The following is an 11,551-nucleotide window of genomic DNA, read 5'->3' as shown; positions in this document are numbered from 1 at the left end:
TCGGTCGGCTGGAAACAGGTACGAGCGTTCACGACGATCACGCGAAACGAGACCGGGAGTGGACACTCTCACGGGGCCGGCATCGCGGATCCGCCCGCTCGGCGAGCAGGCGCAATTGTCGGTCCACGTCTCTCGACTTGGTGGGGGGGAGGTGCCATTCTTCCGACGTCGTCGGGTTTCAGGTGCGATTCCGGGGGGTTCGCGATGGATCAGTCTCTGCCGCAGGTGCCGCTCGGGGAGCGTGTCGAGCCACGAAGGAACGAGGCGCCCGAGGAAGCGGCCGCGGGGGAGGCGGCGGTTCGGTCGACGGCGCGTCGGGTCCAGCTCGGGGCGGTGGCGAGTGATCGGGAGATCCTGATGCTCGGACGGCGCGCCTTCGAGCGCGGGGACGACGACGCGGCCCGCGAGCAGCTCGATCGGCTGGTCGCCCACGGCGCGCGCTTCGCCGACGTCCATTACATGCTCGGGATGATCGCCGAGCGCTGCGGCGACCTGACCGGGGCACTCGACCGGTTGCGAGAAGCGATCCGGCTGAACCCTTCCTACGTCGAAGCGCTGCTCGCCCTGGCGAGCCTGCACGAACGTCGCGGCGAGTTCGATCGCTCCCAGGGCTACGCCGAGCGTGCGAGCCAGCTCTGTCGACCCACCGCAGGCGGCCTCGACCCGACGACCCGCGGCAAGCTCGCGAACCAGCAGGCGGCGCTCGCCGATGCGCTGGTCGAGGCCGGAGAGCGGCGCGCCGCGATCGAGCAGTACCGCGGGGCCCTCGAGCGCTGCCCGACCTTCCACGACATCCGCCACCGCCTGGGCGTCACGCTGCGGGAAGCTGGCCTGCCCGCCCAGGCCGCGACCGAGTTCCAGCGGATCCTGGCCGCGCACACCGGACTCCTCGACAGCCAGATCCAGCTCGGGGTCACCTGGTACACGATGGGCCGGACCGCGGACGCGATCGCCGAGTGGGACGCGGTCCTCGAGAAGGACCCGAGCCGTGACGAGGCGCGGATGTACCTCCGGCTCGTGCGCGGACGCGCGCGGGAGGTGTCCAGCGAGACGCCCCGCTCGAACGACACCGCGAGCCCGCGCCAGGAACCCGAGGCGGAGCTCTCCTTCCGTGCCGTCGACGCGGCCGAGCCGCCGTCGGAGGCTTCGATGGCCGGGGAGGCATCGGAAGCATCGGAAGCATCGGAGGCGTCGGAGGCGTCGGTCTCCGGCTGGAAGACCACCGATCTCGCGCGCGGGCGGGACACGTGACGAACCTGTTCCGCGTGGACGAGCCCGCCGAATGAACGACCTGCCCTTGATCGACATGATCGCGGCGACCGTGATCTTCGTCGCCATGATCCGCGGCCTGTGGATCGGACTCGTCCGCGAAGGCCTCTCCCTCGCTGCGATCGGGCTCTGTACGATCGTGACGCGCCTCTTCCTCGACTCGCTGACCCTCCAGCTGACGGAGTGGACCGGCGGCGAGCTGGTGGGGAAGACGGCGACCTGGATCGCCGGCGTGCTGCTCGTGATGGCGACCATCCTCGCCTGCGGCTTCGCCGCAAGACTGATGAGGAAAGGCGTCGAGTTCGCCGGGCTCGGCTGGGCGGATCGAGCTGGCGGAGGCGTCCTCGGCGTCGCGGAAGGCACGCTCGTGGCTGCGGTGCTCGTGATGATCGCCGTCTGGCTCGTCGGCCCCGACCACCCCACGACGGACGGCGCGCGGAGCGTGGCCCTGGTCGACGAGCTGCGCTCCACCCATCTCGAAGGGCTCGAAGACGAGCTGCCGAACGTCGCGTCTCCCGGCAGCTGGTTCGAAGACGACCGTTAGGCCCAGCGCCCTCGCGCGCTGATCCGGATCAGGCGGGGTCGACCCAGGCGCCGTGCTCGCGAATCAGGTCGACGAGACGGTCGGTCGCCTCCACTTCGGGTACGGCCCGCGCGACGACTTCCTTGCCGACGTAGAGGGTGACCTGGCCGACGCCGGAGCCGACGTATCCGAAGTCCGCGTCCGCCATCTCGCCGGGGCCGTTCACGATGCAACCCATCACGGCGATCTTGACGCCCGAGAGGTGGTCCGTGCGCGCCTTGATCTTCGCCGTCGTCTCCTCCAGATCGAAGAGGGTCCGACCGCACGAGGGACACGAAATGTACTCGGTCCGCGTCGTCCGCTGACGCGCGCCCTGGAGCACGCGGTAGGCGAGATCGACCGTGGCCGCTGCCCCGCCGTCCGAGCGAAGCGAGACCAGGTCTCCGATCCCGTCGCACAGGAGCCCACCCAGCCGGACCGACGCGTCGAGCAGCGACGCCTCGGGCACCCCGGCGCCCGCGAGCCCCGCGACCGCGGGGGCCTCGACCGCCTGACGGAGCACGATCGGCAGCTGACTCCGCTCCTGGTCCGCAAGGCTGGCCACGAGGACGCGGACTTCGTGGAGCGAGGCCGACGGGACGAGGCTGATGGCCGCGAGGTCGCCTCCCGTCGCCTCGACGAGGCGAGCGACGAGGTCCGGGAGCGCGTGGTCCGCGGCCTCGATCTCGCACTCGAGCGCGAGGCCCGCCGAACGGCTCGCTTCGGTCAGCGCGCGAAGCGCGTCGGACGCGGTGCGCGCGTCGATCGTCGCGACGACGCGGCACAGTCCCCTCCCGGCCAGCGACGCGATTGCATTGGCCGAGTCGACCCGCACCGCGCACGGCAGCTCGACGCCGAGACTCGCGAGCTCGCTCCGGAACAGCTCCTGATCGTCGGCCGGCCCCGCGCCCAGCAGGAGCGATTCGCAGGCCACGTCCGTCAACGCCGCCAGATCCATCGCGAGACGGGCCGCCGCGCCCTTGGGGTCGGTCCCGGCCTCCGGAACCTCGAGCTCCACCCGGACCGGCGCTTCCCCGCCGACCTCGAGCCCCGCCCAGGAGACGGCGTCCGTCTCGCGCTTGGTGTGATCGAAGTAGTCCGGGGTCGGACCGCTGCGCACGTCGATCTCGCCGCTCCGCTCGGACCGTTCCTTGGCGACCCGTGCGGCGCGATCGGCGATCCCCCGCGCGACCGGCACCTCGCGAACCGGGTCCTCGGTCAGCGAGACCCGAATCGTGTCGCCGAGCCCGTCCTCGAGGAGCGACCCGATTCCGATGGCGCTCTTGATCCGGCCGTCCTCGGCGTCCCCCGCCTCGGTCACGCCGACGTGGAAGGGATAGGAAGGCTGGCCCGGCGCGCGCGCTTCGAGGCGCGCCGCGAGCAGGCGGTAGGCCTGGATCGCGACCTGGGTATTCGAAGCCTTCATCGAGAACACGACGTCGTGGAAGCGCTCGTCCTCGCAGACGTCGAGGAACTCCAGGGCACTCTCGACCATGCCCTCGGCCGTATCGCCGAAGCGGTTCATGATCCGGTCGGAGAGCGAGCCGTGGTTCGTCCCGATCCGCAGGGCGACGCCGTTGCGCTTGCAGCGCTGGACCAGCGGGCGGAAGCGGTCGTGAACGCGCGCGATCTCCGCCTCGTACTCGGCGTCGTCGTACTCGCGGACCTCGAACTTCTTCTTGTCGGCGTAGTTCCCCGGGTTGACGCGAACCTTCTCGACGATGTCCGCGGCGATCATCGCGGCATTCGGCGTGAAGTGGATGTCGGCCACGAGCGGCACGTCGACCCTCGCCTCCGAAAGGGCCTTGCGGATCTCACGCAGGTTCTCCGCGTCGCGAATCGAGGGCGCCGTCACGCGGACGATCTCGCAACCCGCCTCGGCGAGGCGGATCGTCTGCTCGACCGTCGCCGCGGTGTCCATCGTGTCGGTGTTCGTCATCGACTGGACGACGATCGGGTGGTCGCCGCCGATCGCGACGTCGCCGACGTGCACCACGCGCGTGCGACGGCGCACGGGTCGGAAGAGCGCATCCTTCGAGGGCTGCGGCACGGGGCGCGGAGTCTGCTCCGCGCCGCTCATCCGCCCACCAGCTCGTCGAATCGGGCGATCGCGTCGGCCACCTTGCTCGGATCCTTGCCACCGGCCTGCGCGAAGTCCGGGCGACCGCCGCCACCGCCGCCGACGACCGCCGCCACCTCGCGGATCAGGTCTCCCGCCTTGAGCGAGCCCGTCAGGTCCTTCGTCACACCGATCGCGATCAGCGCCTTCTCGCCTGCCGCCGCCGCGAGGCAGACCACGCCGGTCCCGAGCCGGTTCTTGTAGTCGTCGACCATCGTCCGCATCGCCTTCGCGTCGACGTCTTCGACCACGCCGCTGATCGCCTTCGCGCCGTCGTGGGCGGAGAGATCGCGGGCGCTTCCGAAGAGATCGTCCGCCCCGCCGCCGCTCGAGCGCTTCGAGCGGAGCTCGTCGATCTGCTTCTGCGCCTCCTTGCGCTCCTCGACGAGCCGGCCGACCCGACCCGGCAGCTCCGCGAGGGGCACCTTGAGCGTCTCCGCCGCGTCGGTCGCGAGCCGTTCCTGCTCGCGGATGTGGCGGAGCGCGCCGAGGCCGGTCAGCGCTTCGATCCGGCGCACGCCCGCGGCGATCCCGGACTCCGAGACGATCTTGAGCAGACCGATGTCGCCGGTCGCCTTCGCGTGGGTCCCGCCGCAGAGCTCCGTCGAGCAGTCCCCGAACGAGACGACCCGAACCTCGTCGCCGTACTTTTCGTCGAAGATCGCGATCGCGCCGGCCTTGATCGCCGACGGGTAGTCCATCTCGCGGGTCTGCCCGCCCTGGTTCGACTCGATCATCTCGTTCACCCGGTCCTCGATCGCGTCGAGCTCTTCCCGGGTGAGCGGGGCGTCGTGAGTGAAGTCGAAACGGAGGCGCTCGGGTCCTACCAGCGAACCCTTCTGCATCGCCTGCTCGCCGAGGGTCTCGCGCAGCGCCGCGTGGAGCAGGTGGGTCCCCGTGTGGTTGCGGACCGTCGCCTGTCGACTCGCGGCATCCACCGCGAGGCGCGCCTCCTGATCGACCGCGACCTCCCCGGACTCGACGACGCCCTGATGCACGAAGAGCCCCGCCACCGGCTTCTGCACGTCGCGCACGACGACGACGCCGGAGTCGGTGGTGATCCGCCCCTGGTCGCCGACCTGACCGCCGCTCTCCGCATAGAAAGGCGTCTCTTCGAAGACGAGCTCGATCTCGTCGCCCGCGTTCGCCTTCGCGACCGCCTCGCCGCCCGAGAGCATCGCGGTGATCGGCGCCTCGAGGTCGAGGGCCTCGTAGCCGCGGAAGGTCGTCTCGACGTCCGACGCGATCCGGCCATAGACCTCCTGGACCGCGGTGTCGCCGCTGCCCTTCCAGGAGGCCCGCGCGCGCGCCTTCTGCTCTTCCATCGCGGAGTCGAAGCCGCCCTGGTCGAGGGTCATCCCGTGACCGACGAGGATGTCCGCGGTCAGGTCGACCGGGAACCCGAACGTGTCGTAGAGCCGGAACACCGTGTCGCCGGGCAGGGTCGTCGCACCCTTCCCCTTCAGCTCCTCGATCTCGCCGTCGAGGAGATCCATCCCCTTCGTGAGGGTCTCGAGGAAGCGTTCTTCTTCGCGCTTGATGCGGTCGGTGATGTAGGCGCGGCGGTCGACGAGCTCGGGATACGCCTCCGCCATCTCGTCGATCACCTTGTCGGCGACGCCGTGGAGGAAAGGCGTGTCCTGCCCGAGGAGCTTCCCGTGCCGGGAGCCTCGCCGCAGGATCCGCCGGAGCACGTAGCCGCGCCCCGCATTGCTCGGCAGCACGCCGTCGCCGATCAGGAACGTGAGCGCGCGCGCGTGATCCGCCGCGACGCGGAGCGATACGTCGGTCTCGTCGCTCGCCCCGGGCACGACGTTCGCGAGCTCCGCCGCCCGCGCGATCAACGGCGTGAAGGAGTCCGACTCCCAGGTCGAGCGCTTGCCCTGGAGGACGGCCGCCCAGCGCTCGAGCCCGCCGCCGGTATCGATCGACGGCTTGGGCAGCGGGGTCTGGGTTCCGTCTGCGTCCCGGTTGAACTGCATGAAGACCAGGTTCCAGATCTCCATGAAGCGGCCGGTCTCGCTCGACGGGTCGTCGTTCGGGTGCTCCGCGAGCTCGCCCCAGTCGTAGTGGATCTCCGAGCACGGACCGCAGGGCCCGGTGTCGCCCATCGACCAGAAGTTCTCCTTCTCGTCGAGGCGATAGAGCTTGGACTCGGGCAGCCCGATCCGGTCCTTCCAGATGTCGTAGGCCTCGTCGTCGTCCTCGAAGACCGACACGACGAGATCGTCGGGCGAGAAGCCGACGCCTTCGGTGAGCAGCGACCACGCGTACTCGATCGCCTCCTCCTTGAAGTAGTCCCCGAAAGAGAAGTTGCCGAGCATCTCGAAGAACGTGTGATGGCGCGGCGTGCGGCCGACGTTCTCGAGATCGTTGTGCTTGCCCGAGACGCGCATGCACTTCTGGGAGGTCGTCGCGCGGGTGTAGTCACGGGTCTCTTCGCCCAGGAAGAGCCGCTTGAAGGGCACCATCCCGGCATTCACGAACATGAGCGTCGGGTCGGACTCCGGCAGGAGGGAAGCGCTCGCCACACGGCGGTGGCCGTTCTCCTCGAAGTAGCGGAGGAAGGTCTCTCGAATCTCCCGGGACGGGAGGGACATGGGGCAACCCTCTTCTGGCGGCCTGTCTGGCGGTATCGTGGCGGTACGGCGCGCTGGGCAGATGGACGGACGACCGGACGCGCTCCACTCGAGCGCGCGGAACCGGGCCGCGCGGTCGCCAACGGGGCGATTCGCCGCGGTTCACGGCGGCCGGAATATAGCGGGAAGGCCTCGGGACGGGGATTCGGCGCCGCCCTTCCGGCGCCTTCGCCGCTCAGTCCGGCGCGTTCGTGGTCCGGCGGCGCTCCGCCAGCTGGCGCTGGACGAACTCGAGATGGAGGTGGAGGTCGTAGAGCTCCTGCGCGTACGAGGCCGGGGCCTCCACCTCGGCGACCTCCCGCTCGATCCGCTGGGCTTCCTTGATCGCCTGCTCGAGATCGAAGCCCGTCCGGTTCCGCGGGTCGATCTCCCGCAGCTCGGTGTACCAGCGGTAGATGCGCGAGCGGACGCGCCAGCGGTAGATCGGGGGAAAGAGTCGAAACACCGGAATCAGGAGCGCGATCAGCGGAATCAGCATGACCTTCAGCCGGTCGACGAGGGTCGCCAGCCAGAAGGGCAGGTAGCGCTGGAGGAAAGGGGGCCCGTACTCGTAGAAGCGGTGGGCCTCGGGGTTGAGCGGCAGATCGATCGCGCGCGGCGTCGGGAAGGCCCCGGGCTCCTCGAAGACGCCGCCCTCGCCGTGGACCACCGACGCGGCCTGGACGAGCAGGTCCACCAGCGCCGGGTGCAGACCGTCCCGTACCGCCAGATTCGCCGTCGGGGCGACCAGCTCGACGTCCGCGGCGGGCAGGTTGCGCGCGTAGTCGACCATGCCTTCCGGGAGGGTCACGTGGGCGAGGAAACGGTGGGTCCGGGTATAGGCCTCCGCCCGCCGGAACGAGAAGGGCGTGATTCCTTCGGTCGAGAGCAGGCGGCGTACGACGGGGGAATCGGCGCCTGCGACCAGGAAGACCGCGTCCAGGTCGCCGGCAAGGAGCGCGGCGACGTTCGTCGCCAGATCCCCCGACGCGAACGGCCCGGAGACGCCGTTGCGCGCGAGCAGCTCCGAGGCGACCGCACGGGTCCCGCTGCCCTCCGGACCGATGGCGATCCGGAGCCCCGCGAGGTCCGTCAGCCGGAGCGCGCCCTCCCGCTCGCGAAGGAAGATCCAGAGCGGCTCGAAGAAGAGGCTACCCAGGCTCTCCACGACCGCTCGATCCGCGTCGGTCGCCACGCCCCCCTGCACGAAGGCGACGTCGACCTCGCCGGCGCCGAGCAGGCCGAGACTCTCCGCGCTTCCCGCGGTCTCGCGCAGCACGACTTCGACGTCGAACTCCCCCAGTCGCCGGCGGTAGGCCTCGCCGAAGGTCGCGTACGCGCCACCGGCCTCGCCGGTCGCCATCACGATCCGGGCCGGCGGCGCCGGATCCACGAAGCGATAGGCGATCACGAAGCCGATCACGACGAGCAGCCCGAGCGGCGTGCCGATCTTCAGCAGGTCGCCGAGCCCGCGCGTGGGGGCTGCGGGCGGAGCACCGGAGGAAGCGGAGTTCGAATCGGGCAACGGAGCACGCCTCTCTCCGGTTCGGTCCGGAGCGGGGCCAGTCTAGATTCTTTCGGCCCTCGAAGCCGATCCTTTCGGGTGTGCGCCGCCGCCTGCACGAAGCTCGTCCGTCGTCACCCGCGACCCGCGCACCGAGCTCCTCGTCGGCCCGATCCCCCGCTTCGATCGGATCTCGAACCGACGGCCAAGGATCCCGTCGACGCCTTCACCCGATCGGACCACGGCCGCACCCATCTGGCGGAGGTCGAGGGTGGCGCAGGTCAAGGGTGGCGCAGGTCAAGGGTGGCGCAGGTCGAGGGTGGCGCACGTCGAGGCTGGCGACGGCATGGTGAGTTCGCGCCCGAGGACGGCGACAGCACGGACGAGCTGCGAAAGCCCGAGTGCGACGAGGGCGGAGGCCGCAGGCTCCGCTGGCACTGCGAGGCGCCGCGGGAGACCGGGTCGTCCCCGGACCTCGACGGGCGGCGCGCCCCTCGACGACCGGCTCGTTCACGCGTGAAAGGAGCCTGCTCGTGAGACCGCGTCCATCCGGGCCGGTCGATGTACCCCGGGAGGGGTGTCCGGGCCGGCCGTTCCGCGTCCGGCTGCGGTTCGCCTCCTGCGCGACTTCGCCCCGACAGTCGGCGCGCAGACGTTTCGCCTAACAACGTCGCCGAGAGCGCATGGGCGCCCGCTGGCTTTCCGATCGGAACATCCGACCCGTGCGACACGTTCGTTTGGATTGTCCATTGACCGGCTGCGCGCCCGGTGGATTACTTGCGGAAGCGATTCGTTCGACCCGATTCGTTCCCCCTGAGCGGGGCGATCGGCGGACGATTGGACGCCCCTTCGAGCACGCAGAGCGCGTCGCGGAGGGGTTCGCAGCGCGGGATTGCCGGTCCGACGACCGGCGCATGGAGTGGAGGATCGTACAGACGAATCGCGGATCGAAATGCGCGACGACCGTGCTCGATCCTGTCTCGCCGGGCATCCGGCCAGCAAGAGAGGGGCATCCGATGACGACGAAGAGTACTTGGGTAACGAGTTCCTGGACGACGGGGATCGTCCTCGCTGCAACGTTTACGCTGAACGCCCTACCGGGAGCCGCCGACACGGTCGTCTCGTTCGGCGTCGCGGCCGGCCAACCGACCGTCGAGACGATCGGGGGTCTGCCGCTCGAGGCCAGCGACGTCGCCGCCGTCGAAACGCCGAAAGTCATCACGGCGGAGCTACCGCCGGCCGAGGACATCGACGCCTACCACTTCCTCCCGACGAGCAGCCTGATCTTCTCGACCACGACGGCGGTTCTTCTGGGCGGCGTCACCTTCGGTCCGGGCGACGTGATCGAATACGACGGTCGCGGCTACAGCCTTTTCTTCGACGGTGACGATCTGATGGGGACCGCGCCCGATATCGATGCGCTCTCGATCCTTCCTAACGGCGACCTCCTGATCTCGACGTCGCTTTCCGCCGAGGTGTATGGGTTCGCATTCCAGAACGGCGACGTCGTCCAGGTCGACCCGGTCGACGAAACCGCCGGACTCTACATGGGTCTCGACGAGGCCACGTTGTTCACCGGGGCCAACCAGGACATCGATGCCCTGCACTACGACGACGAGACGGGCAACCTGCTGGTTTCCGTCCGCACGGCCGGCACGGGCGCGATCGCCGGCCTCGCCTACGCCTCCGACGACGGCGACGTCTTCGAACTCGAGATCGCGGGGACCGTGTCGGCCACGACCTTCCTCGACGGCACCGGCCTCTTCGACGGTGCGACGCGGCAGGTGGACGCGGTGTGGCTGCCCGAGCCGGCCTTCGCCGCCGTGCTTCCTCTATCGTTCGCGCTTTCCGTGATGGCACGGCGGCGGCGCTAGACGGAACGCCGGCGGCGGCCAGACGCAGCCGAGCCTCGACCAGGGTTCCCGGTCGAGGCTCGGCATCGGTCTCTGGGCTTCCGCCTCTGCCGTCGCTGGCAAAGGCGCCGCGCCGCCGGGCACTGGGCCGTGGGCGGAGCGTCCCTCGGCGAACCGCGGTCGCGACGGCAGATCGGGCCTGCCGCGCCGCGGAGCCGAAGAGCGTCTAGGCGCGCGTGGCGTCGCGCCGCGTTCGACTCAGCGCCGCGAGTCCACCCAGCAGGAGCAGACCCGTCGAGGGCTCGGGCACGATGCGCACGAGGTACGTACCGATCTCCGGGTTCGCAGTCGTGAGGAAGCTGCTCTCCACGGTGGCCGCACCGCGCCCGCCGTTGATGCTGTCCGTGCGGTAGAGCGCACGGCGGCCGGTGCCGGGCGTCCACTCGGCGTAGCCCGTGCCGATCGGATTCGCAGTCGTCGCACAGACGGCCGGAGCGAGGGTACAACCGAGCAGGTTGAGCAGATCCGCGGCGGCGGCGAAGTCGACCTCACGGGCAAGATTGTCCTGCTCGCTCATGCCGGCATTGGTGAAGAGTTCCGCAACCTCCAGCGAAGTCGCCGATCGGTAGCCGTCGACGGTCACGAAGGAACTCGCGAGCGCGTCCGCGTAGGACAGGCCGAGCGTCTCGGTCAGATCGAGCCACTCGAGGTTCGTGTCGGTGTCGACCGTGGTCGACCCGTTGTCGACGAGGGCCGCGTAGGCAGAGCCAGCGAAAACCAGCACACAAGCGGCGGCGCTCAGACTCGCGAAAAAGCCGCGCAGATACAGCATGAACATCTCCTTCCCAAAAGACGAGTCCATCCTACACGCACGATCCAGAGGAAGGGTGAACAATCGAAGAAACGACGCGCTTTACGACAGGATGAATCGAAGCGACAACTTTTAGGTTTTGAGAACTAATTACACTAAAGTGTGTATTGTCGCAAAACTCCGACAATCGTGGGCATAATCACCCGTTCGATCGAGCGAGCGCTTCTTCGTGCCACCTTCCTCCCTGTCTGGCCCGCGCGATCCAGACGACGAAGACACGCCGATCGGGACCGGTGGCGCCTCTTGCACCGGACACCGCAGCAGACGCGTCTCCTCCACGGCGAGTCGGGCCGGCCTCGCCGTCGCCGGCTCCCCGGCGCCAGCGCGCCGCCGCACGGACTTCCCCGGTCTTCCGCGAGCCCCTGCCGACCCGGGCCGCATCGCGGGCGACGCCGCGTCGCGCGAGTCAGCCGAGCCGGGGACGGTCCGTCAGCCGATCGCGGGCCCGGTTCGCGGCCGTCCGTCGGCGATGCGAGCGCTCAGAAACGGTCGATGTTGAAATCGTCGTCGTCGAGCAGCGAGTCGCCGCCGCCGTCGTCGGGCTTCTCGTCGGACTTCTCTTCGCCGTCGCCGGCGAACTCGTTCCAGTCGGAGTCGGAAGTCGAGGCGATGCCCCGGAAGCGGAGCGCGAAGTCGTCGGGGTTCGAGACGTGCTTGAGCGCCTCTTCGTAGGTCACGAGGCCGGCCTTCACGTGCCCCATCAGGGACTGGTCGAAGGTCTGCATGCCGTAGGTCGTGTGGCCCTTGGCGATCGC

General features: G+C 69.6%; 8 protein-coding genes. 3 read left to right on the top strand and 5 right to left on the bottom strand.

The features are described from left to right. Nucleotides 1–204 precede the first annotated feature (204 nt). Nucleotides 205–1,251 (top strand): tetratricopeptide repeat protein, encoded by a 1,047-nt coding sequence (locus NXI30_28910; protein MCR9098261.1) that lies wholly within the window; start codon nt 205–207, stop codon nt 1,249–1,251. A gap of 31 nt (nt 1,252–1,282) precedes the next feature. Further along, nucleotides 1,283–1,813 carry a CvpA family protein gene (locus NXI30_28905; GenBank protein MCR9098260.1) on the top strand — a complete coding sequence of 177 codons (531 nt, stop codon included), beginning with the start codon at nt 1,283–1,285 and terminating at the stop codon, nt 1,811–1,813. Nucleotides 1,814–1,841: 28 nt separating this feature from the next. Here the strand turns inward: NXI30_28905 and ispG are convergent, their stop codons facing one another. The 3 genes from ispG to NXI30_28890 form a co-directional block, all read right to left on the bottom strand. Beyond that, nucleotides 1,842–3,881, bottom strand: coding sequence for a (E)-4-hydroxy-3-methylbut-2-enyl-diphosphate synthase (ispG, locus tag NXI30_28900; GenBank protein MCR9098259.1), 2,040 nt, complete (start codon nt 3,879–3,881; stop codon nt 1,842–1,844). Nucleotides 3,882–3,907: 26 nt separating this feature from the next. Next, nucleotides 3,908–6,550 (bottom strand): alanine--tRNA ligase, encoded by a 2,643-nt coding sequence (gene alaS / locus NXI30_28895; GenBank protein ID MCR9098258.1) that lies wholly within the window; start codon nt 6,548–6,550, stop codon nt 3,908–3,910. Between the two features lie 214 nt (nt 6,551–6,764). After that, nucleotides 6,765–8,093: a TRAP transporter substrate-binding protein gene (locus NXI30_28890; GenBank protein MCR9098257.1), complete on the bottom strand. Its 1,329-nt coding sequence runs from the start codon at nt 8,091–8,093 to the stop codon at nt 6,765–6,767. Between the two features lie 995 nt (nt 8,094–9,088). Between NXI30_28890 and NXI30_28885 the strand changes: the two genes are divergently transcribed. After that, on the top strand, nt 9,089–9,946 hold the full coding sequence (locus NXI30_28885; GenBank protein MCR9098256.1) for a hypothetical protein: 858 nt from the start codon (nt 9,089–9,091) through the stop codon (nt 9,944–9,946). Between the two features lie 205 nt (nt 9,947–10,151). Here the strand turns inward: NXI30_28885 and NXI30_28880 are convergent, their stop codons facing one another. Together NXI30_28880 and NXI30_28875 are read right to left on the bottom strand one after the other, a co-directional pair. Continuing rightward, a complete protein-coding gene (locus NXI30_28880; GenBank protein MCR9098255.1) occupies nt 10,152–10,757 on the bottom strand; it encodes a PEP-CTERM sorting domain-containing protein in 606 nt (201 codons plus the stop codon). Between the two features lie 518 nt (nt 10,758–11,275). Beyond that, a partial coding sequence (locus tag NXI30_28875; GenBank protein ID MCR9098254.1) for a type IV pili twitching motility protein PilT occupies nt 11,276–11,551 on the bottom strand: 276 nt, incomplete at its 5' end.

The organism is bacterium (genome assembly GCA_024742285.1).
GTDB lineage: Bacteria > Myxococcota_A > UBA9160 > UBA9160 > UBA4427 > UBA4427.
The sequence above is the reverse complement of the archived record's forward strand: the minus strand, read 5'-3'. Positions and strand labels throughout refer to the sequence as shown.

Excerpts from the sequence above, each read along its gene's own strand:
- NXI30_28910 (MCR9098261.1), top strand. The coding sequence starts at position 205 with ATGGATCAGTCTCTGCCGCAGGTGCCGCTCGGGGAGCGTGTCGAGCCA.
- NXI30_28905 (MCR9098260.1), top strand. The coding sequence starts at position 1,283 with ATGAACGACCTGCCCTTGATCGACATGATCGCGGCGACCGTGATCTTC.
- alaS (MCR9098258.1), bottom strand. The coding sequence starts at position 6,550 with ATGTCCCTCCCGTCCCGGGAGATTCGAGAGACCTTCCTCCGCTACTTC.
- NXI30_28885 (MCR9098256.1), top strand. The coding sequence starts at position 9,089 with ATGACGACGAAGAGTACTTGGGTAACGAGTTCCTGGACGACGGGGATC.
- NXI30_28880 (MCR9098255.1), bottom strand. The coding sequence starts at position 10,757 with ATGCTGTATCTGCGCGGCTTTTTCGCGAGTCTGAGCGCCGCCGCTTGT.